A 20,557-nucleotide genomic window follows, 5' to 3' on the forward strand; every position below is an offset into this window, starting at 1 on the left:
CCTGAGCCCCGTCAGCCCTGAGCCGCGTCAGCCCTGAGCCGCGTCAGAAGAGCCGGGCGGCGCTCGCGCTCAGGAGGACGAGCGTGAACGCGGTGACGCCGGCCAGGCCGTGCAGGGTGACGGCGAGCGCGGGGAAGCCGCGCGCGGCGGTGGTGGTGTGGCGGCCGGTGCCGAGCCAGCGGGTGAACATCACGAAGCCGAGCAGCGTGGCGGCGGCGAGGCCGGCGAACGCGGCCCAGACCAGCACCCGGTTGCCGGTGATCAGCCCGCCCGCCCAGCAGATCAGCGCCGTCACGGCCAGGGCCGGGTGCGAGACGACGAGCGCGGCGGGGAACCGGGTGATCTTGGTCGGGCGCTTGGCGCCGGTGAGCCAGAACGACAGCAGATAGACGCCGGCGGCTGCGGCGATCGTCCACGCCACGGCGGTGGCCAGGCTCACGGCGGCCCCTCTCCCTGTTATCCCTATCGTCACGTTAAGCAAAGAAACGGTAAGAAGTCCGCCGTTACGCGAAAGTACTATCCGTCCCAAAACCGGGGCGGGACCGATTGTCGGTGCGCTGTGCCAAGGTAGAGGAGTGCGGCGCATCTATCCCGACATTCAGGACAACCCGGACATCGTTCAGGCGTACGCCTACCCCGAAGACCGGCCATGGCTGCGGCTCAACATGGTCGCCAGCGTCGACGGCGCCGCCTGGCTCAACGGGCGCTCGGGGCCGCTGTCCAGCAAGGGTGACCGGCGGGTCTTCCAGACGCTGCGCGGGCTGGCCGACGTGATCCTCGCGGGCGCCGCCACCGTGCGCAAAGAGGGCTACGGCCCGGTCCCGCCGCGCGACTCATGGGCCGAGATCCGCGAGGGCAGGCCCGAGGTGCCGCCCATCGCGGTCGTCACCCGCAGCCTGTCGCTCGACCTCGACGGCGAGCTGTTCACCGATGCGCCGAGCAGGACCATCGTCATCACCTGCGAGTCCGCGCCCCAGGAGCGGCGCAGGCTGGCGGCCAAATACGCCGACCTCGTGGTGGCCGGTGACGACGGCGTCGACATGCCCCTCGCCGTGGCCGCGCTGCGCGAGCGGGGGCTGACCCGGGTGCTGTGCGAGGGCGGGCCGCGCATCAACGCCCAGCTCTCGGCGTGCGGGCAGGTCGACGAGCTGTGCCTGACGATCAGCCCGCTGCTGGTCGGGGGCGGTGCCGCCCGCATCCAGAACGGCACGCCCGCGCAGGTCGGGCTGCGGCTCGGCCACGTGCTGGAGGAGGACGGGGTGCTCTTCTGCAAGTACACGAGGGAGCAGAGCGATGACTGACGACCCGACCACGGGGCCGACCACCGGGCCGACCACCGGGCCGACCACCGGGCCGACCACCGGGCCGACCACCGGGCCGACCACCGGGCCGACCACCGGGCCGACCACCGGGCCGACCACGGAGCCGACCGCTTCGGCGGCCACTTCGCCGGCGACTGATCCGGCCGCGGAGCCCGGCGGGGTGCCCGCCGCGGAGCCCGGCGCGGAGCCCGGCGCGGAGCCGGTGGCCGAGGAGGAGCCGCAGCCGGTGCCCAATCTGCCGGTGCGGCCGCCCGTTCCGCCGATGCTGGCCAAGCCGGTCAAGGCCATGCCGAAGCAGGACGGCACGCTGTTCTACGAGCCGAAATGGGACGGTTTCCGGTGCATCATCTTCCGCGACGGTGACGAGGTCTACCTGGGCAGCCGCAACGAGCGGCCGTTCACGCGCTACTTCCCCGAGCTGGTCGAGGCGGCGCGGGCCGAGCTGCCCGACAAGGTCGTCATCGACGGCGAGATCGTGCTGCCCATGGGCAGCCAGCTCGACTTCGACGCGCTCCAGCAGCGCATCCATCCGGCCAAGTCGCGGGTGACGATGCTGTCCGAGCGCACGCCTGCCCAGTTCGTCGCGTTCGACCTGCTGGCGCTGGGCGACGAGTCGCTCATGGAGGTGCCGTTCGCGCAGCGGCGGGCGCGGCTCGAGACGCTGTTCCCCGAGAAGGGCGGCTCCATCAGGCTCACCCCGGTCACCACTGACCAGGGGCAGGCGGGCGAGTGGTTCGAGATGTTCGAGGGCGCCGGGCTCGACGGCATCATCGTCAAGCCGGGCGACCAGCCTTACGTGCCCGACAAGCGCACGATGTTCAAGGTCAAGCACGAGCGTACGGCCGACGTCGTGGTGTGCGGCTACCGCGAGCACAAGTCGGGGCCGATCGTCGGGTCGCTGCTGCTCGGCCTCTACGGCGACGACGGGCGGCTGCACCACGTGGGGGTGGCGGCGTCGTTCCCGATGAAGCGAAGGGCCGAGCTGGTCGAGGAGATCAAGCCGTACCTCGCCGAGCTGAGCGAGCACCCGTGGGGTCACTGGGCCGAGCAGGCGGCGGCCAACGTCGGCCAGCCGGCGGCCGGGCCGTCCAGGGGCGGGCAGCGGGTGCCCGGCGCGGTGTCGCGGTGGAACGCGAAGAAGGACCTGTCGTTCATCCCGCTCCGGCCTGAGCTGGTGATGGAGGTGGCCTACGACCAGATGGAAGGCGACCGGTTCCGGCACACCGCGCAGTTCCGTCGGTGGCGGCCCGACCGCACTCCTGAGTCATGCACGTACGAGCAGCTCGAACGTCCCGTGCATTACAACCTCGACGACATCCTTGCCCGATAGTCATTGTCCCGATATATCTCGTTCTATGACTACAGGGGATGAGCTCAGAGCCGCCGTGTCCGCACGCCGCGATTTAGGGCCCGACTACGAAGACGCCGTCGTGGACTCGTTCCTCGACAAGATGGGCCAGGAGATCGACCGGCGGGTGGACGAGCGGCTGAGCCACGTCGCACCCAAAGGCCGCCAGGTGGCCCGCCAAGGCCCGCCCGACGGCCAACGCCTGGCCCTCGCCATCGTGTCGGTGGCCCTCGGCACCGTGTCGACCGTCGTGTTCATGGTGCTTGGAGAGGGCCGGTTCTGGCCGATCCTGGCGGTGTGGATGGGCATCATCGCCGTCAACTCCATCTTCAACGGCTCCAACTCCTCCAAAGACAAGAAGGACTAACCCCACCCACCACCGTGACAGTGGCCCTGGGGGCCGTCAGGGGGTTCTGTGGGGGTGTCACATCGGGGGTGCAGGTTGTGGGGGTCGGCGGGAAGGCCGGTGCGGGGCCGCCGGGGGGTCTGCGGCGATGTCGGCGGAGGTCTACGACGGTTGCAACGAAGTGCCCGTGGGGTTCGGCGAGCCGCCGGTGCGAGGCCGCCTATGTGGGGTCTGCGGCAGCGTCGGCGCGGGTCCTGCGAGGACTACAACGAAGTGCCAGTGGGGTCCGCGAGGCCGCCCGCTTGAGCTGTCGGTGCGGGGCAGTGGCCGCCCCGGTGCGGAGCCCGCGGCAACGTCGGCGAAGGCCCTGCGGGCGGTCCAACGAGGCGCCAGTGAGGTGTTCGGGACAACCGCTGGCGAGAGCCCGTGAGGCCGCTGGTGGGGCCTGACGTGGGGCGTTCGGGTGGCTAGGTGAGCCAGATGAGGCCGGCGAAGCGGCCTGTCGGCTGGTCGCGGCGGTGGGAGTAGAGCTCCGCCGACTCGATCGTGCAGCGGGTGTCGTGGCGGATGTCGGGGACGCCTGCTGCTCTCAGCTGTGACGCGATGCCGGCGCGCAGGTCCAGGGCGGGGGTGTTCCAGGACGTGGTGGACCAGGTGGCGGGGACCTTTTCGGCCACCTGGGCGCGGAGGGCGGCGGGGACCTCGTAGCAGCGGCCGCAGGCGCCGGGGCCGATGAGCGCGACCATTCTGCCTGGCTCGGCGCCCTTGGCCGCCATCGCGGTCACCAGGGCGGTGGCGATGCCGGCCTCGGTGCCGGGGCGGCCGGAGTGGGCGGCGCCGACCATGCGGGCCACCGGGTCGGCCACCAGCACGGCCGGGCAGTCGGCGCCGAGCGACGCCAGCGCCAGCCGGGGCTCGGTGGTGAACACGCCGTCGAGCGGCGGCGGGTCGTCGCCGTACGGCTCGCTCACGTACGCCACCTCGGCGCTGTGCACCTGGCGCATGAAGACCACCGCCCGCACCCCCAGCTCGGCCACCAGGCCCGCGCGGTTGGCGCGGACGGTCACCGGGTCGTCACCGACCATGCCGCCGAGGTTGCGCGAACCGTAAGGCGGGGCGCCGACGCCGCCGTCGCGGTCGGTGATGGCCACGTGGACGCCGGGGGCGAGCTGCATGCCCCCGATCCTAGGCGACGCCTGACACCTGCAGCGGGCACCCCGGTATTCGATGGTGATAGAACACTTCCTACAGTTGTTCCATGGCTATCGAACATCGTCGAGGTGTCATCGTACTGGCGCTGGTCGCGTCCTTCATGGTCTTCGTGGACGGGACGATCGTGCACCTCACCCTCGCCCAGCTCGCCTCCCACCTCGGCGCCTCGCGCGCCGAGCTGGAGTGGGCCGTCAACGCCTACACGCTCTCGTTCGCGGCGGTGATGCTGGGCGCGGGCGCGATCACCGACACCTTCGGCGCCAAGCGGGCCTTCGTGGCGGGGCTGCTGGTGTTCACGGTCTCGTCGGCGGCGTGCGCGGCGGCGCCCACGATGGCGGTGCTCAACGGGGCGCGGCTGGTGCAGGGCGCGGGGGCGGCGCTGCTGCTGCCCAGCGCGCTCGTGCTCGCCACCGCCGCGGCCGGTGACGAGCACGCGCGGCACCGGCTGGTCGGCTGGTGGTCCGCGGCCGGCGGTGTCGGGATGGCGGCGGGGCCGCTGCTGGGCGGCGCGCTCGTGGCGGTCGCGGACTGGCGTACCGTGTTCGGCGTCAACGTGCTCATCGGGGTCCCCGCGATGATCTGGAGCGTGCGGTCGATGCCGGCCGTGCCGCGCGGCGAGCGTCGTCTGGACGTCGCCGGCCTGGTCACCGCGACCCTGCTGATCGGCGGCCTGGTCTTCACCCTCGTCGAGACCCCCGTCCAGGGCCTCCTGAGCACGCCGGTCGTCACCGCCATGGTGCTGGGGGTGGCCGGACTCGCCGGTTTCGTCCTGGCCACTCGCGCCGCCTACACCCGCCAGGCACCCGGCGGCCGGGCCAGGCGCATGCCGTTGGTGCCGGCGGCGCTCTACCGGGATCGGGTGTTCGTCGTGACGGCGGCGCAGGGGGCGCTGTTCAATCTCGCCTTCTACGGGCTGCTGTTCGCGATGAGCCTCATGCTCCAGCAAGGGCGCGGGCTGGGAGCGCTGAGCAGTGGGCTGCTGTTCCTGCCGTTGACCGGGCTCATCGCGATCGCCAACCTGTGTGCGGCCCGGCTGGCGCGGCGGTTCGGGCGGCCGGCCGTGGTGGGCACGGCGCAGGCGGTGCTGGCCGGGACGTTCCTGCTGGTGGCGTGGGCGGGCACGGCGGAGGAGCTGTGGCCGCTGGTGCTCGCGCTGGTGCCCGCCGGGTTCAGCTCGGGGCTGCTGGTGCCGTCCATGACCTCGCAGGCGATCGCCGCCGTCGGGCCCGAGCTGCACGGGGCGGCATCGGCGGCGTTCAACACCGCGCGGCAGGTCGGCGGGGCCGTGGGCGTGGCCGCGTTCGGGCCGCTGCTCGGCACCGCGCAGGGGCTGCGGGACGGGTTCGTCGTGTGCGTGCTCGCCTGTGCCGCCGCCGTCGCCGTGGGCCTGCTGCTCACCCCACTCACCCGCGAGCGGGCGCGCGCCACCGTGGCGGCGGCTACGACGTGAGGCGGTGCACGGTGAGCGGGCCGCCGCCGTACCGGCCGATGGCCTCCTCGTCGGCGAAGGCGAGCACCCGCATCATGTTGCCGCCGTCGCTGAGCCGCACGTTCCTGCGCAGCCGGCTGACCAGGCCGGCGGGCAGCCTGGTGGTGCCGGCCTCGATCGTGTCGCCGTAGTGCGGGGCGAACGCGACGCCCGCGAAGCCCGTACGCCGCAGCAGCGTGCGCACGGTCCGGGGCGAGTAGAACATCAGGTGGTTCTTGGTGAAGCCGCTCCACTGCGACCCGTACGCCTTGAGCAGCAGGGAGTTGGCGTTCACGGTGAGGATCAGCAGCACACCGCCCGGCCCCAGCAGGCTCCTGAACAGCCGGAAGTCGTCCAGCGGCCGGGGCAGGTGGGCAAGCACCGACCAGAGCGTGATGACGTCGAAGCCGCCGGCTGCGATCTCGGGCACGTCCTGCGGGGCGCCGAAGAACGTGCGGGCCCGGCTGAGCCGCTCGTTGGCCTGCGCGACCGACTCGGGCGACAGGTCCACGCCGTACGCGTCGAAGCCGCGCTGCTCGGCCAGCTCCAGGAAGAGGCCGACGCCGGAGCCGAAGTCGAGCAGGCGGCGTTCCTTGCCCTCGTCGAAGACCGGGGAGAACGCCCGCATCGTCAGGTCGTAGCGGCGCTGCCGGTTGGCGGCGTACTTGCCGGTCAGGAAATTGCTGTAGCCGGTGGCGTACAGGTCGCCGAGGCGCTCGGGGCGGACGTTCGGGTTGCGGTAGAGGAAGCCGCAGGACGGGCAGCGGACGACGTGGTAGCGCCAGCCCTTGCCGCCGTTCGGCTCGAACAGCGGCTGCTGGCGCGACTCGCCGCACATCATGCAGTCGAGGAACTCCTCGATCTCGCCCAGGGAGCGGGTCCGCTCGTACGCGGCCCGGGACACGATCGGTGCACGCCTGGTGAGCAGGCGCCACTGCGCCTCCCTGGCGAGCCGCTCCCCCGGCCGTACGTAGACCCGCTGCCCCCACGGCACGTCGTCATAGCGCGATCCGTACGCCAGCCGCCCGAGCCATCGCTTCACCATCGCCACCACCCACCCTCGCGACCGGTTGTGCCCCGCGATACCGCGACTATGCGTCCACTTTCGGGCGCTTTACAGGGTCTTTCCGGCCCCTGGTCAGAGATCTTGAGCAAGCATATGCTTGGTCGCGTGCCTGACTACCGCAACCTCATCGGCGGCGAGCTGGTGCCCGCGCCGCGCATGATGGACACGGTCAACCCCGCCACCGGCGAGCCCTGGGCCCGCATCCCCGCGTCGGGCGCCGCAGAGGCCGCCGCCGCGGTCGAGGCCGCCGAGCGCGCGTTCCCCTCCTGGTCGGCACTGCCCGCCCTGGCGAGGGCGGGTTACCTGCGCAAGGTCTCCGAGGTGTTCGGCGAGCACGCCGAGGAGCTGGCCAGGCTGGAGACCCGCGACAACGGTCGCATCCTGCGCGACACGCTCAAGCGGGACCTGCCGGGCATGGCGTACCTGTGGCAGATCGCCGCCGGGCAGTGCCTCGACGCGGTCAGGGGCGACACCGTGCAGCTCGGGCCGGACGCGCTCGGGCTGACCAGGCGCGAGCCGTACGGGGTGGCCGTCTGCATCATCCCGTGGAACTCCCCCATCTCGACCTTCTCCGCGAAGGCCGCGTACGCGCTGGCCGCCGGGAACACGGTCGTCCTCAAGCCCGCCGAGCAGGCGAGCGCGTCGGTGCTGCGGCTGGGCGAGCTGCTGGCCGAGGTGTTCCCGCCCGGCGTGCTCAACATCGTCAGCGGCCTGGGCGAGGAGGTCGGCGACGCGCTCGTCCGGCATCCGGGCGTCGGCAAGGTCAGCCTCACCGGCTCCACCGAGACCGGCCAGGCCATCACCAGGGCCTCGGCGGACGCGCTCAAGCCGATGACGTTCGAGCTGGGCGGCAAGTCGCCGAACATCGTCTTCCCCGACGCCGACCTGGACGCCGCCACCCTCGGCGTCACCGTGAACTCCGTCTACACCGGCAACGCGGGCCAGGTGTGCGTGGCGGGCTCGCGCATCCTCATCCACCGCTCGATCTGGGACGAGATGCTCGGCCGCATCGAGCGCGCCTGCGCGGAGCTGGTGCTGGGCGACCCGCTCGACCTCGCGACGACGATGGGGCCGATCGTGTCGGCGGCCCAGTACGAGCGCGTCACGTCGTACCTGGAACTGGCCGAGAAGGAGGGCGCGCGGCTGGTCTTCGGCGGCCGGGCGGGCGCGGAGGTGGTGCCGGACCTGCCGGGCGGCTACTGGGTGGCGCCCACGCTCTACACGAGCGAGGACAACGGGCTGCGGGTGTGCCAGGAGGAGATCTTCGGCCCGGTCGCGGTGGCCATCCCGTTCGAGACCGACGACGAGGCGCTGACGATCGCGAACGACTCCCGCTACGGGCTGGCGGCCGGCGTGTGGACGCGTGACCTGGGACGGGCGCACCGGTTCGTCCGTGATCTGCGGACCGGCACGGTCTGGGTGAACACCTTCCGCCAGATGCCTCCCGGGCTGCCGTTCGGCGGGGTCAAGGACAGCGGATACGGCCACGACGCGGTCCTCGAGTACACCCGGGAAAAGGCCGCCATCATCAAGATTTAGTCGGATAGATTTACCCCCCATGGACGAGGGGATCATGGACCATTCCGGGCTGTCCGACGCGGCCGCGCAGTCCCGGGCCTCCGTGCTGCGCAGCCGGGCGGAGTCGTACATCGCCCTGTCGCGGCACGACGCCGCGATAGCGGACCTGACCGAGGCGATCGCGCTGGTCCCGGAGAACGCGCGCGCCTGGCGGCTGCGCGGTGAGAGCCATCGGGTGATCGAGCGCTACCAGGCCGCGCTCGACGACTTCGACGAGGCGCTGAAGCTGGAGCCGGACAGCGCGTACGCGCTGGGCTCGCGCGGCCAGACCTACGCCGGGATGGGACGCCTGGAAGAGGCCATGGCGGACTTCGAGCACGCACTCACCCTCACCCCGGACTCGTTGTGGATCCTCGAGGCGAAGGCGGACGCGCTGGTGGACCTGGACCGGCTGGACGAGGCACTGGCGGAGCACACCAAGATCATCTCCTTGAACACGGACCTGGCGTACTCCTGGCTCGCCCGCGGCGAGCTCTACCAGCGCATGAACCTCTACACCGAGGCCATCGACGACTACACCAAGGCCCTTGAGGCGGACCCCGACCACGTACGGGCCCTCAGCCGCCGCGGCGAGGCGCTGCGCATGATCGACCGCTACGACGAGGCGCTCGCCGACCTCAGCCGTGCGCTGGAGCTGGACCCGGGCAACGACCGCGCGCTCGGCAGCCGGGGCGCGGTGCTGAGCGAGCTGGGCGACAACGAGGCCGCGCTGAGGGACCTGGACGCCGCCATCGAGCTGGACCCCGAGTACGTCTGGGCGTTCCGCGTGCGCGGCGAGATCTACCAGGAGCTGGACCGGCACGAGGAGGCCATCGCCGACTTCACCCAGGCCCTGCACCTGGAGTTCGGCGACTGACCAGGCTCGGCGGCCGGGGCCGCGCGAAGCGGTCCCGGCCACCCCGTCACAGCGCGAGCAGGGCGTTGACCGGCAGGCGGGCGTCCGACAGCGGCCGCATGGCGATGCGCAGCAGCGCCAGCGCGTTGTCGTCGCCCGCGATGCGGTTGGCGCTCAGCTCGCCGCACGACTGGCAACTGTGGATGATCAGCCACTCGCCGTCACCCCGGACGGAGACGCTGAGCGCCGCCATCCGGCCCCGGCAGCCCGCCCTGCGGTCACCGGGCACGCGGCGATCGACGTGCAGGCTGGTCAGGCAGTTCGGGCAGTGGTTGCGGTGCGCGGTGCCGGGCGCCGTCATGGGCACGTCGAGCCGGCAGCCGACGCAGCGGAACGCGTCCGCCGGCTCCGCGTGATGGATCTTCTTGCGTTGCTGCGGCCGCCGGCCGCCGGGTTTCCTGCGCGGCATGTCACAGATCACCGAACGCTTCGAGCGGGAACGGAGGCTGCGCCAGCGGCCTGACGGCCATGCGCATGAGGATGAGCTGGTTGTCGTCCCCGCAGATCGGGTTCGAGGTCAGCTCACCGCACCGGGTGCAGCGGTGGATGATCATCCACTCCCCGGTGCGCAGCACGGCGATCGAGATGGGGATCATCCGTGACCGGCACTCGTCCTGCAGGTGCAGCGAGTGCAGGCAGCTCGGGCAGTGGTTGCGCCGGGTGCCGTCGGGGGCGTTCGCGGTGACCGTGAGGCCGCAGCGTACGCAGGCGAAGGTGTTGAGCAGTGGTGAATTGCCGTTGGTGGACAACCTGGGTACTCCTTGCCGGAATGGTCTTCGAAATCACGCAGCAAGGAAGCGCCCAGCGGGCCTCGCGGGGCACGCTGGTCATACGGCCTGTCCGGTTATGAGGTCATCGCTCGGTCAGAGGCGGGATCCGCCGGAGGCACGACTGCGAGGCGCGCTGGGCGCGGTGCCAGGCATCAAACCCTCCCCACGTGTGGCACGAGGCCACGGACACGGCATTTCACGGACGGATGGGAGCGTAACGGGGGGCGCCGCCGGATCGCCAGCCATTTTTCCCGCGCGACCATCGCTGGCGGGTTTGGCTCCGGGCGGCCGTGGCAGAGGACGTACGGAACAAAGGGGGACGAAAGCCATGAGTAACCCGCAACAGCCGGAACTTCGCAGGTCAGGAAGGTCCGGCGCCAACGCGAAAGCGGCCGACGTCATACCCGAGACCAAGAAGCGCTCCGGGCACCCGCACGGCACGGACAAGGGCCGCAAGGGCGGCGGCAAGGGCGGCGGCGTGCCTCCGGAGCAGCGACCACGACACCCGGAGTGATCCGACGTGACAGGCAGCCTGCAGTTCATCGGGAACGCGACCACGCTCATCCGCTACAACGGCTTCACGCTCCTGACGGACCCGAACTTCCTGCACCGGGGCCAGCTCGCCCACCTCGGCTACGGGCTGGCCGCGCGGCGGCTCACGGACCCGGCCCTGCGCGTCGAGGACCTGCCGCCGCTCGACGCGGTCGTGCTCTCCCACATGCACGGTGACCACTGGGACCGCGTCGCCCGCAAGAAGCTCGACCGCGACACCACGATCGTGACCACCCCGTCCGCCGCCCGCGTCCTGCACCGGCAGGGCTTCGGCCAGGCCGTCGGGCTGTCGAACTGGTCGGAGTACCGGCTGCACGGCCCCGGCGGCAGCGTGCGGATCACCGCGCTGCCGGGCAAGCACGCGCCGGGCTTCGCCGAGTCGCTGCTGCCGCCCGTGATGGGCACGATGCTGGAGTTCTGCGGTCAGGACGAACGGGTCCAGCTGCGCCTGCACATCAGCGGCGACACGCTGCTCGACCGGCGGCTCGACGCCATCCCGCGCCGCTTCCCCGACATCGACCTGGCCCTCGTCCACCTGGGCGGCACCAAACTGCTCGGCACGCTCATGGTCACCATGGACGGCGAGCAGGGGGCGTCGTGGGTGGATCTGATCAATCCGCACACCGTCGTACCGATCCACTACGACGACTACACGGTCTTCAGCTCGCCGCTCGACGACTTCAAGCACCACATCGAGCAGGCCGGGCTCGCCGACCGCGTGGTCTACCTGAAGCGGGGCGAGACCCGCGAGCTGGCCCCGCACCGCCTCGTCCGGCAGTGAGCGCGGCAGTGAGCGCGGCAGTGAGTCAGGTGTCGGAGCGCGCCTTGCTCGGCTGGACCCGCTTGGGCTCGCCCGGCATCTTCGGATAGTTCGGCGGATAGGGCAGATCGCCGCGGTCGTCCCCGGCATAGAGGTCGAGCAGCGTCTCGATCGAGTACGCCGCGTCGTCGATGGCCGCGTGCACGTCGCCCACCTTCGCGAACCGGGCCGGCACCGTGCGGATGTCGAAGTCGCGCGGGTCGGCGTCGGCCAGCTCGTCCCAGGTCAGCGGGGTCGAGACGGGCGCGTGCGGCTTCGCCCTGACCGAGTAGGCGCTGGCCACCGTGCGGTCTCTGGCGTTCTGGTTGAAGTCGATGAACACCCGCTCGCCGCGCTCCTCCTTCCACCACGCCGTGGTGACCAGGCTCGGGTCGCGCGCCTCGACGGCCCTGGCCAGGGCGATGCCGGCGTGACGTACTTGGACGAAGTCCCAGCGGGGCTCGATGCGCACGGCGATGTGCACGCCGCGGTTGCCCGAGGTCTTCACGAAGCCGGTCATGCCGAGCTCGGCCAGCACGTCCCTGGTCAGGAACGCCGCCTTGCGCGCCGCGTCGAACTCGAGACCAGGCTGCGGGTCGAGGTCGACGCGCAGCTCGTCGGGGTGCTCGACGTCGGTGGCGCGCACCTGCCACGGGTGGAAGTCGATGGTGCCGAGGTTGGCGCAGTAGGCGATGGCCGCGACCTCGGTGACGCGCAGCGAGTGGGCCTTCCTGCCGCTCGGGAACGTCACCTCCACCGACTGCAGCCACTCGGGATGCTTCGGGGGCATGCGCTTCTGGTAGATCGCCTCGGTCTGCACGCCGTCGGGGTGGCGCTTGAGGTTGGTCGGGCGGTCCTTGAGCGCCCGCAGGGCGCCCTCACCCACGCTCACGTAGTATTCGACCAGCTCGCGCTTGGTGGCGCCGATCTCCGGAAAGTAGACCTTGTCGGGATTGGTGACCTTGACGGTCCGCTCCCCCACCTCGAGCTCGATAAACGGCGATGCCATGCCCCCGAACCTACCCCTTGCCGTCGAAGAGGGGCCTCAGGTGCCCTCACAGGTTTCTCCCGGCCGCTGGACGCAGCCCTCGGGCAGCCGGGGCCCTTCGCCGGTCCACCCGATCGCCTCGACCACCCGTGCGTACCACGGGTCGCCGTGACCGTTCCACGGCTGACGCCCATCGCCTGAGCGATCTCCGCCTCCGACGACTCGAGGTAGTAGCGCAGCACCAGCACCTCACGCTGGCGTCGCGGCAGCCCCCGCACGGCCAGGAACACCTGCCTGCGGGGTCGCGCTCGGACAGCGCGCCCCACCGGCGATGGACCGCGGCGAACGCGTCCTGGACCACGTCCTCGGCGCTCTCCCGGTCGCCGAGCAGCAGGAACGCCAGCCGCACCAGCGACAGGCGGTGCACCTCGAACAAGGCCGCCACGGTCGCGCCGCCCGCTTCCGTGGGCGGCGGATGGATGATCTCGGATTGCATGTCTTCTCCATGCGCGAGGCCCCGGGGAGGTTGCTTCGCGCCGGCGATCGCTTAAGGGCGTCCCGGGCAGTATGGCGGTGGGACGGGGTGGGCCCGTCCCGGAGCCTCCTCGGTGGCGGGACCGAGGGCTCGACGGGACGGGCCGCCAGATCACCCTCCGCCGTTCCGGGCGCTGGCGCGCCACCCGGCCGGCCGTTCCGATCCCCAGCGGCGCCAGCACGGGCGTGGGCTGTGCCGCTCGGCGGGATCTGCGGATGATCTCACCCCTTGGCAGGGGGTGATGACACCCCCTTGCCGAGAAAGACGCGAAATTCCCTGAGAACGGATGCTTCAGCCTGCGGAGATCTCTTTTTGCCGCATCTCGTACTCTGGAGGTATGGACAAGGTGGTCAAGAGCGAGGCCGAATGGCGGACCCAGCTATCTCCTGAGGAGTTCCGTGTCCTCAGGGAGGCCGGGACCGAGCGCCCGTTCACGGGGGAATACGTCGACACCAAGACCGAGGGGGTCTACTCGTGCCGCGCCTGCGGGGCCGAGTTGTTCCGCTCGGACACGAAGTTCGAGTCGCACTGCGGGTGGCCGAGCTTCTTCGAGCCGTCCGAGAGCGAGGCGGTCCGGCTCATCGAGGATCGCAGCCTCGGCATGGTCCGCACGGAGGTCCGCTGCGCGCGCTGCGACTCCCACCTCGGGCACGTCTTCCACGGGGAGGGCTACCCGACGCCGACGGACGACCGCTACTGCATCAACTCGATCTCCCTGCGGCTCGAACCCAAGGGGTGATCAGGTAACGACAGGGCGTATCGATCGCCGGCCACGGGTACGAGCACCGCGTGCGGTTTGTCCATCTTCGCCACCGGTGGGTGACGGTTGAGACCATCGGGCGGGTGGTCACTCAGCGCTGCGAGGTGTGCTCGAAGACACGGGTCCGGGTCCGCTGACCCGGGCCCCCTCCTTCCGCTGGTCAGCGGGGGTTCGGGTAGGTGACGCGGCAGCTGCGGTCGGAGGGGCCGAGGATGTTGGCGAGCACCGGGTTGCCGTTCTCGCCGAACTCGGAGTGCACGAACACCACGGGGTTCTGGACGCCCTGCTCATGGAGGTAGGCCAGGCCGCGCTCACACAGCTTGATCGCGGTGAGGGAGTTGTCCGCGCTCTCCGGCAGGTCGGTGTAGATGCGCAGGTAGCCGCCCACCGTGCGGACATCTTTCAGGCGTTTGAACGCTTTGTCCTTCACGCCCCAGTTCGTGCGGAAGTACTCGGCCGCCAGGACGTCGGTGTGCCGGGAGGGGCCGTCCGCCTTGTAGTCCTTGCCGTCCTCAGCGGCCGGGCCCTCGGCCAGCACGTCATCCGGGGTCGTGACGCCAGGCACCAGCCCGGAACTCCTGCTCGGGGCCTGCTGCCGTGGCTTGGGCGGCTCCAGCCGGCGCTCTCCCCTGCTCACCGCCTCCGCTCCCTTCGCCCCCGGTGGTCTCGGGCCCGGTCGCGCCGCGCCGGTCCTGCCCTCATGTGGCTCGCCACCGTCCGCGGGCGGGCTCGCGGCGGGGGCGACGATCGTGCCGAGCAGCCCGTACGTGGCCGGCGCGCCGAACATCCCGTTCACCGCCAGCGCCACCACCGCGCCGCCCACGACCACGCCGGCCGCGGCTGCCGTCCGGCCCCTGGCCGCGCGCTTGAGCAGCCCCCGCCGCCACCCGGAGCGCCCCGCATGACGTCCTGCCGCGTGCCGCCCCCGCCGCCTTCCGGACCTGTCCACCAGCCCTCCAAGCCCCACCGCTGGAACGTGCCACCCCGGTCACGCCCCGCCGAGCGGAGATCTCCCTGATTGTGACAAAGGGGATAGAGCACTGCAGCGAGATCGCCGATTTGGGTCTGGTTCTCGTCCCAGAGCCTGTGGAGGGTGGGCGCTGGGAAGAGCCCGCGCCCACCCGCCGGACTACGGCAGAGCGGCGACGAGCTCCTGCACCGGCTTGCGGGCGCCGGTGTAGAAGGGAATCTCGACGCGGGTGTGGCGGCGGGCCTGGGCGCCGCGCAGCGTCCGCATGAGGTCGACGATCCTGTGCAGCTCGTCGGCCTCGAACGCCAGCATCCACTCGTAGTCGTTGAGCGAGAAGCAGGCCACCGTGTTGGCCCGCACGTCGGGGTAGTCGCGCGCCATCCTGCCGTGCTCGGCCAGCATCGCCCGCCGCTCGGAGTCGTCGAGGAGATACCACTCGTAGGAGCGTACGAACGGATAGACGCTCACGTAGGCACGCGGCTCCTCCTCGGCGAGGAACGCCGGGATGTGCGACTTGTTGAACTCGGCCGGCCGGTGCAGCGCCATCGCCGACCAGACGGGCCTGCTGTGCCGGCCCAGCCGGGTGCGGCGGAACCTGGCGTAGACGTCCTGGAGGTCCTCGGGGGTGGGAGCGTGCCACCAGAACATGAAGTCGGCGTCGGCCCTGAACCCGGCGACGTCGTAGACCCCCCTGGTCACGACGTCCTTGCCGGCCGCCTGGTCGAGCAGCTCCTGCACCTCGGCCGCCAGGCCGTCGCGGTCGCCTGGGCACGGCTCGGTCGCCTGGAAGACCGACCACATCGTGTAACGGATCACCTGGTTGAGATCGCGGGCTTTGAGCCGCGGAGCGCCCTCTGTCATGCTGCCTATTCTGCTCTCAGGGACAGGTGGTCCAGAATCCGGGCGGCGGCCGTGCGGGCGGTGCCGATGCAGGCGGGAATGCCGATGCCGTCGTAAGCCGCCCCGCACACCGCGAGACCCGGCTCCATCGCGACGGCCGCCCGCACCCTGGCCACCCGGTCGAGGTGGCCCACGTTGTACTGCGGCAGCCCGCCGCCCCAGCGCGTCACCCTGCTGTCCACGGGCAGGCCGCGGGCGCCCATCACGTCGGCCATCTCGGCGGTGGCCAGCGCGACCAGCTCCACGTCGTCGCGCTGCAGCAGGTGCTCCTCACCGACCCGGCCGATCGAGCAGCGCAGGATCACCAGGTCCTTCGACAGGTGCGGCCACTTCACCGAGCTGAACGTCACCGCCTTCACCGCCCGCCGCTCCACGGGCGGCACCAGGTAGCCGCTGGTGGCGGGCGGCTCTGGGAAGGCGTCGATCGGGTAGGCCAGCGTGACGACGGCCATGCTGGCGTATTGGATGCGGGCCAGCTCGGCCGCCGCCTTGGGCGCCTCGGCCTTGAGCAGCCGGCTCGCCGCCGGGCCGGGCGTGGCCACGATGACCGCGTCCACCTCCAGCGTCTCGGGGCGCGGCACGGGGCCGGCCACCAGACGCCAGCCGGACTCGGTGCGGTGCAGCTCCCGTACGGTGACGCCGGTCCTGATGTCGGCCTCCGACGCCTTCGCCACCGCCTCGGGCAGGCCGCCGACGCCGTTGCGCAGGGTCGTGAAGACCGGGCCGGCGTCCTTGGGCGCGTCCTCGACGAGGTGGCGGGTGGCGTTGAGCAGCGAACGCTCGGAACGTGCCACCGCCGCCACCCGCGGCATCGTCGCCTCCAGCGACAACATGTCGGCGCGGCCCGCGTAGACGCCGCCCAGCAGCGGCTCCACCAGCCGGTCGACCACCTCGGCGCCCATCCTGGCGCGGATGTAGGAGGCCACGGAGACGTCGGTGCGGACGAGCGTCGGGGGCAGGATCTGGTCGAGCGGCACGCGCAGCAGCCCGCCGGGCGAGACGATGCCGGACTTCGCCAGCTCGGCCAGATCGGCGGGCACGCCCATGACCTGGCCCTTCGGCAGGTGGCGGATGGCGCCGCGGCTGTAGACGGCGGAGCGGGTGGTGCCGGGGAAGACCAGGTCGTCGCCGAGGCCGACCGCTCTGGCCAGCTCCTTGCCCTCGGGACGGCGGGCCAGCATGGCCTCGGCGCCCGCGTCGACGCTCACCCCGGCGACCTCGGAGGCGTAGAGCTTGCCGCCGATGCGGGGCGAACCCTCCAGGACCGTCACCTTGACGCGCTCGCGCGCGCCCTGGCGGAGATACCACGCCGCGGCGAGTCCGGAGATCCCCGCGCCGACGACGACCACGTGCGCCCGTTTCCCTTCCACGCCTCCAGACGCTACCGCCTCATGCCCCCGCTCACTTTCCCGGGGCAGAAGCACCCGGCCCCGGGCAGGGGCTCCCGCTTCCTGCCGCGCGCACGCGCACGCGCATGCGTCAGGCGTGTTCGTGGACCAGGTCTGTGAGGCGCTTGAGCTGGTCGGGGTCGGTGGAGGGGAGGACGCCGTGGCCGAGGTTGAAGACGTGGCCCTCGGCGGAGGCGCCGCGGCGGAGGACCTCGCGGGCCTTCTTCTCCACGACCTCCCACGGCGCGAGCAGGATGGCCGGGTCGAGGTTGCCCTGCAGGGCCTTGCCGGGGCCGACGCGGCGGGCGGCCTCGTCGAGGGGGACGCGCCAGTCGACGCCCACGACGTCGGCCCCCGCCTCGCCGAGCACGCCGAGCAGCTCGCCGGTGCCGACGCCGAAGTGGATGCGGGGCACCCCGGCGACGCCTTCGAAGATGCGCCTGGTGTGGGGCAGGATGAACTCGCGGTAGTCGTCGGGCGCGACGGCCCCCACCCACGAGTCGAACAGCTGCACGGCGGAGGCGCCCGCGGCGATCTGGATGCGCAGGTGCTCCAGCACGATGTCGGTCAGCTTCTCCATGAGCGCGTGCCACAGCTCGGGCGCCCCGTACATCATGGCCTTGGTGCGGTCGTGGTTCTTGGAGGGGCCGCCCTCGATGAGGTAGGAGCCGAGGGTGAAGGGCGCGCCGGCGAATCCGATGAGCGGGGTGGAGCCGAGCTCGGCGGTGAGCGCCTTGATGGCCTCGGTGACGTAGGGGACGTCGCCGGGCTCGAGGGGGCGCAGCGCGCCGAGGCCCTTGGCGTCGCGGATGGGGTCGGCGACGACGGGCCCGACGCCCGGTTTGATGTCGAGGTCGATGCCGATGGCCTTGAGCGGCACGACGATGTCGCTGAAGAAGATGGCCGCGTCGACGCCGTAGCGGCGGACGGGCTGCATGGTGATCTCGACGATCAGCTCGGGGGTGGCGCACGCCGTCAGCATGGGCACGCCCTCGCGGACCTTGTGATACTCCGGCAGCGCACGTCCGGCCTGGCGCATGTACCAGACGGGGGTGTGCGGGACGGGCTGGCGGCGGCAGGCGCGCAGGAAGGCTGACTCGGCGAGGTTCACCTCACCAGGGTGCCATGTGGGGGGCGCGGTCAGGACACGGGTCCGAGGTGTCGGAAAAAGATGCATTGGACACCCCAAATCATGATCAGATAGCCAGATGAAGGTTTACCGGTCTGCTCGGCATCGGCATCCCCCACGGGTCCACCACACCCCATGCCCGCCCAGAGAGCCGGTCTCGACTGGGCCAAATGTTCCCCAAGCCACCGCGCGGCACCGATTCATCGACCACTTTCAGGACACGCCGAGCGCGTTGCGGGGAATTGTCAGCGGCTCATGCCAACGTCGGAGCCACGACCCGAAGAAAGGCCCCGGTTCGATGACTCGTGCGATGACCGCGTTGTGGAGTTCCCCAGAGCGCCGCAGTGAGCGCTGCCCGACCTGCGCCGGTGAGCGGCCGTTCGAGCAGCCGCCGTGCCTCGACGGGCACGAGCCAGGCCAGTGCCCCGAGTGGGCCTGCGTCGAGTGTGGTCACGCCCTCGTCTTCGGCGCCGCTGAGACCATCCGCCCGGTTCGCCAGCTGGTTACGGCAGCCACTTGATCACGAAGGATGAGCACCCCCGTGGTCCCCTTCCGCCCGTCTTCGACCTACGCTTCGGCTATGACGCTCGGTGACCAGCCGCCGCCTCCCGCCGTGTTCGCACGGGCCGCGGAGAGCATGCGGCTGGCCGAGGTGCGGCCGGAGATCGAGCTCGAGGACCTGCCCGCTCCCCAGCGGCTGGCCCCCTACTCGGCGGCCATCGGCGCGTCGGTCTACCGCGACGACGACGAGCTGGCGGTCGGCCGGCTGATCCTGCTCTACGACCCCGACGGCCAGCGCGGCTGGGAGGGGCCGTTCCGGCTGGTGGCCTACGTCAGGGCCGACATGGAGCCGGAGATCACCTCCGACCCGCTGCTCGGGCCGGTCGCGTGGAGCTGGCTGACCGAGGCGCTCGACGCCCACCAAGCCGACTACTCCGCCGCTGGCGGTACCGTGACTAGAGCCGTGTCCGAGGGGTTCGGCAACAAGGCCGACGATCCGGTCACGACCGAGCTGGAGTTGCGGGCGTCCTGGTCACCCGCACAGGAAGATCTGTCCGGCCATGTCGCCGCTTGGTGTGATCTGATGTGTCTGGCTGCGGGCATCCCGCCGCTCCCGCCCGACGTGGCCGCCCTGCCCCGTCGACGTGATGATCCGGAGAGTGACCGAACGAAGTGAGGGCACCAGTCAACACAGCACCTACGTCATGAGGTCGGTGAACTCATGACAGAAGAACGCACCGTGGAGCCACTGCTGGAGCCGCGGGAAGGCATCCCTCCCGTCATCGCCGACGCGGCCGGGCTGGCCGAGGTGGTGGAGAGGTTCGCGGCGGGCAGCGGCCCCGTCGCCGTCGACGCCGAGCGCGCCTCCGGCTACCGCTACGGCAACCGCGCCTACCTCGTGCAGCTGCGCAGGACGGGCGCCGGCACCGCGCTGATCGACCCGATCGGCTGCCCCGACCTGTCCGCGCTCGACGAGGCCGTGTCCGGGGCCGAGATCGTGCTGCACGCCGCCTCGCAGGACCTGCCGTGCCTGCTGGAGGTCGGGTTCAGGCCGCGGACGATGTTCGACACCGAGCTGGCCGGCCGGCTGCTCGGCTATGAACGGGTGGGCCTCGGCACGATGGTCGAGACCGTGCTCGGCCTGCGGCTGGAGAAGGGCCATTCGGCGGCCGACTGGTCCACCAGGCCGCTGCCCGAAGACTGGCTGCGCTACGCCGCGCTCGACGTGGAGGTCCTCGTCGAGCTGCGCGACGTGCTGCACCAGGAGCTGTCCGAGACGGGGAAGCTGGAGTGGGCGCGCGAGGAGTTCTCCGCCGTGCTCAACACCCCGCCGCCGGCGCCGCGCGCCGATCCCTGGCGCCGTACGTCGGGGATTCACAAGGTGCGCAACGTGCGTGCGCTGGCGATCGTGCGCGAGTTGTGGACCATGCGCGACCGCATCGCCCGTGAGGCGGACCTGGCGCCCGGCCGCGTGCTGCCGGACGCGGCGATCGTGACGGCGGCGCTTGAGGGCCCGCGCACCAAGAAGGCATTGACCGAAATTTCGGCATTCACCGGGCGCAGTGCCCGCCGGCACATGAGTGACTGGCTCGCCGCGGTCGCCCGCGCCCGCAACCTGCCCGACAGCCAGCTCCCCCAGCCCAGCACCCCGGGCGACGGCCCGCCGCCGCCCAACCGCTGGGCCGACCGCGACCCGGCCGCCGCCAAGCGGCTGGCCGCCGCCAGGGCCGTGGTCGCCGCGCTGGCCGACGAGCACCACATGCCCACGGAGAACCTGCTGCAGCCCGACGCCGTACGCAGGCTCACGTGGGAGCCGCCCGACGTGATCACCGACGAGAGCGTGACCGAGCGGCTGCGCGGGCTCGGAGCCCGCGAGTGGCAGCTCTCCCTCACCGCCCACCCCATCGCCAAGGCCCTGGCCCGGCTGGACGCCCGCGGCGAGGCGTAACCCCGGCCCCCGGGTGGAAACCCCACCCGGGCCCGAGGCCCGTCACGTGCGCGGCGGGGGCGGGGCTCTTGACGCCTTCGGT

General features: G+C 71.5%; 21 protein-coding genes and 1 pseudogene. 11 read left to right on the top strand and 11 right to left on the bottom strand.

The annotated features are described in order from the left end of the window. Nucleotides 1-43 precede the first annotated feature (43 nt). Nucleotides 44-439 (bottom strand): hypothetical protein, encoded by a 396-nt coding sequence (locus tag ACFFR3_RS25660; RefSeq protein ID WP_345387254.1) that lies wholly within the window; start codon nt 437-439, stop codon nt 44-46. 136 nt (nt 440-575) lie between these two features. Between ACFFR3_RS25660 and ACFFR3_RS25665 the strand changes: the two genes are divergently transcribed. Genes ACFFR3_RS25665 through ACFFR3_RS25675 form a run of 3 tightly spaced genes read left to right on the top strand, consistent with a single transcriptional unit; the run spans nt 576 to nt 3,037 of the window. Then, nucleotides 576-1,301, top strand: a complete 726-nt coding sequence (locus ACFFR3_RS25665; RefSeq protein ID WP_345387256.1) for a pyrimidine reductase family protein — start codon at nt 576-578, stop codon at nt 1,299-1,301. Then, nucleotides 1,294-2,652, top strand: a complete 1,359-nt coding sequence (locus ACFFR3_RS25670) for an ATP-dependent DNA ligase (RefSeq protein ID WP_345387258.1) — start codon at nt 1,294-1,296, stop codon at nt 2,650-2,652. The genes ACFFR3_RS25665 and ACFFR3_RS25670 overlap by 8 nt, the downstream gene beginning before the upstream one ends. 25 nt (nt 2,653-2,677) lie before the next feature. After that, complete coding sequence (locus ACFFR3_RS25675) at nt 2,678-3,037, top strand: hypothetical protein (protein ID WP_379483972.1); 360 nt, start codon at nt 2,678-2,680, stop codon at nt 3,035-3,037. A 446-nt stretch (nt 3,038-3,483) separates the two neighbouring features. On the opposite strand, the gene pgeF is transcribed toward ACFFR3_RS25675, so the two are convergent. Next, complete coding sequence (gene pgeF / locus ACFFR3_RS25680) at nt 3,484-4,191, bottom strand: peptidoglycan editing factor PgeF (protein WP_364363850.1); 708 nt, start codon at nt 4,189-4,191, stop codon at nt 3,484-3,486. A gap of 83 nt (nt 4,192-4,274) precedes the next feature. Here pgeF and ACFFR3_RS25685 point away from each other — a divergent pair, with 83 nt between their 5' ends. Further along, the gene (locus ACFFR3_RS25685) at nt 4,275-5,678 is read left to right on the top strand and encodes an MFS transporter (RefSeq protein ID WP_364363847.1); all 1,404 of its coding nucleotides are present in this window, start codon (nt 4,275-4,277) and stop codon (nt 5,676-5,678) included. On the opposite strand, the gene ACFFR3_RS25690 is transcribed toward ACFFR3_RS25685, so the two are convergent. Next, the gene (locus ACFFR3_RS25690; protein ID WP_379483973.1) at nt 5,668-6,741 is read right to left on the bottom strand and encodes a class I SAM-dependent methyltransferase; all 1,074 of its coding nucleotides are present in this window, start codon (nt 6,739-6,741) and stop codon (nt 5,668-5,670) included. The two genes, ACFFR3_RS25685 and ACFFR3_RS25690, sit on opposite strands and share 11 nt — an antisense overlap. Before the next feature lie 126 nt (nt 6,742-6,867). On the opposite strand from ACFFR3_RS25690, the gene ACFFR3_RS25695 reads away from it, so the two are divergent. After that, nucleotides 6,868-8,301: an aldehyde dehydrogenase family protein gene (locus tag ACFFR3_RS25695; protein ID WP_379483974.1), complete on the top strand. Its 1,434-nt coding sequence runs from the start codon at nt 6,868-6,870 to the stop codon at nt 8,299-8,301. Between the two features lie 19 nt (nt 8,302-8,320). Next, nucleotides 8,321-9,196 (top strand): tetratricopeptide repeat protein, encoded by an 876-nt coding sequence (locus ACFFR3_RS25700; protein WP_379483975.1) that lies wholly within the window; start codon nt 8,321-8,323, stop codon nt 9,194-9,196. A 46-nt stretch (nt 9,197-9,242) separates the two neighbouring features. On the opposite strand, the gene ACFFR3_RS25705 is transcribed toward ACFFR3_RS25700, so the two are convergent. Together ACFFR3_RS25705 and ACFFR3_RS25710 are read right to left on the bottom strand one after the other, a co-directional pair. After that, nucleotides 9,243-9,644, bottom strand: coding sequence for an RNHCP domain-containing protein (locus ACFFR3_RS25705; RefSeq protein WP_345387270.1), 402 nt, complete (start codon nt 9,642-9,644; stop codon nt 9,243-9,245). 1 nt (nt 9,645) lies between these two features. Then, nucleotides 9,646-9,984: an RNHCP domain-containing protein gene (locus tag ACFFR3_RS25710; RefSeq protein ID WP_364363835.1), complete on the bottom strand. Its 339-nt coding sequence runs from the start codon at nt 9,982-9,984 to the stop codon at nt 9,646-9,648. 349 nt (nt 9,985-10,333) lie between these two features. Here ACFFR3_RS25710 and ACFFR3_RS25715 point away from each other — a divergent pair, with 349 nt between their 5' ends. Together ACFFR3_RS25715 and ACFFR3_RS25720 are read left to right on the top strand one after the other, a co-directional pair. Then, nucleotides 10,334-10,519 (top strand): hypothetical protein, encoded by a 186-nt coding sequence (locus ACFFR3_RS25715; RefSeq protein ID WP_345387274.1) that lies wholly within the window; start codon nt 10,334-10,336, stop codon nt 10,517-10,519. Between the two features lie 6 nt (nt 10,520-10,525). Next, nucleotides 10,526-11,338 (top strand): MBL fold metallo-hydrolase, encoded by an 813-nt coding sequence (locus ACFFR3_RS25720; RefSeq protein WP_345387276.1) that lies wholly within the window; start codon nt 10,526-10,528, stop codon nt 11,336-11,338. Between the two features lie 25 nt (nt 11,339-11,363). Here the strand turns inward: ACFFR3_RS25720 and ligD are convergent, their stop codons facing one another. Then, nucleotides 11,364-12,365 carry a non-homologous end-joining DNA ligase gene (gene ligD / locus ACFFR3_RS25725; protein ID WP_379483976.1) on the bottom strand — a complete coding sequence of 334 codons (1,002 nt, stop codon included), beginning with the start codon at nt 12,363-12,365 and terminating at the stop codon, nt 11,364-11,366. Nucleotides 12,366-12,514: 149 nt separating this feature from the next. Next, a pseudogene (locus ACFFR3_RS25730) lies at nt 12,515-12,840 on the bottom strand (sigma factor-like helix-turn-helix DNA-binding protein); the annotation flags it as partial. Nucleotides 12,841-13,216: 376 nt separating this feature from the next. Here ACFFR3_RS25730 and msrB point away from each other — a divergent pair. After that, entirely contained in the window at nt 13,217-13,618 is a 402-nt protein-coding gene (msrB, locus tag ACFFR3_RS25735; protein ID WP_345387280.1) for a peptide-methionine (R)-S-oxide reductase MsrB, read from the top strand. A gap of 181 nt (nt 13,619-13,799) precedes the next feature. Here the strand turns inward: msrB and ACFFR3_RS25740 are convergent, their stop codons facing one another. The 4 genes from ACFFR3_RS25740 to hemE all read right to left on the bottom strand — a co-directional run bounded on the left by ACFFR3_RS25740 (nt 13,800) and on the right by hemE (nt 18,008). Next, nucleotides 13,800-14,588 carry a hypothetical protein gene (locus tag ACFFR3_RS25740; protein ID WP_379483977.1) on the bottom strand — a complete coding sequence of 263 codons (789 nt, stop codon included), beginning with the start codon at nt 14,586-14,588 and terminating at the stop codon, nt 13,800-13,802. A 180-nt stretch (nt 14,589-14,768) separates the two neighbouring features. Further along, complete coding sequence (gene hemQ / locus ACFFR3_RS25745) at nt 14,769-15,470, bottom strand: hydrogen peroxide-dependent heme synthase (protein WP_355427777.1); 702 nt, start codon at nt 15,468-15,470, stop codon at nt 14,769-14,771. Between the two features lie 5 nt (nt 15,471-15,475). After that, complete coding sequence (hemG, locus tag ACFFR3_RS25750) at nt 15,476-16,879, bottom strand: protoporphyrinogen oxidase (RefSeq protein ID WP_345409291.1); 1,404 nt, start codon at nt 16,877-16,879, stop codon at nt 15,476-15,478. Between the two features lie 109 nt (nt 16,880-16,988). Continuing rightward, nucleotides 16,989-18,008 carry a uroporphyrinogen decarboxylase gene (hemE, locus tag ACFFR3_RS25755; protein WP_364363823.1) on the bottom strand — a complete coding sequence of 340 codons (1,020 nt, stop codon included), beginning with the start codon at nt 18,006-18,008 and terminating at the stop codon, nt 16,989-16,991. A 598-nt stretch (nt 18,009-18,606) separates the two neighbouring features. Here hemE and ACFFR3_RS25760 point away from each other — a divergent pair. Beyond that, complete coding sequence (locus ACFFR3_RS25760; protein WP_345387286.1) at nt 18,607-19,203, top strand: DUF3000 domain-containing protein; 597 nt, start codon at nt 18,607-18,609, stop codon at nt 19,201-19,203. A 45-nt stretch (nt 19,204-19,248) separates the two neighbouring features. Next, entirely contained in the window at nt 19,249-20,475 is a 1,227-nt protein-coding gene (locus tag ACFFR3_RS25765) for an HRDC domain-containing protein (protein ID WP_345387288.1), read from the top strand. Nucleotides 20,476-20,557 lie beyond the last annotated feature (82 nt).

The sequence above is a fragment of the Nonomuraea salmonea genome, from assembly GCF_042428605.1.
Taxonomy (GTDB): Bacteria; Actinomycetota; Actinomycetes; order Streptosporangiales; family Streptosporangiaceae; genus Nonomuraea; species Nonomuraea salmonea.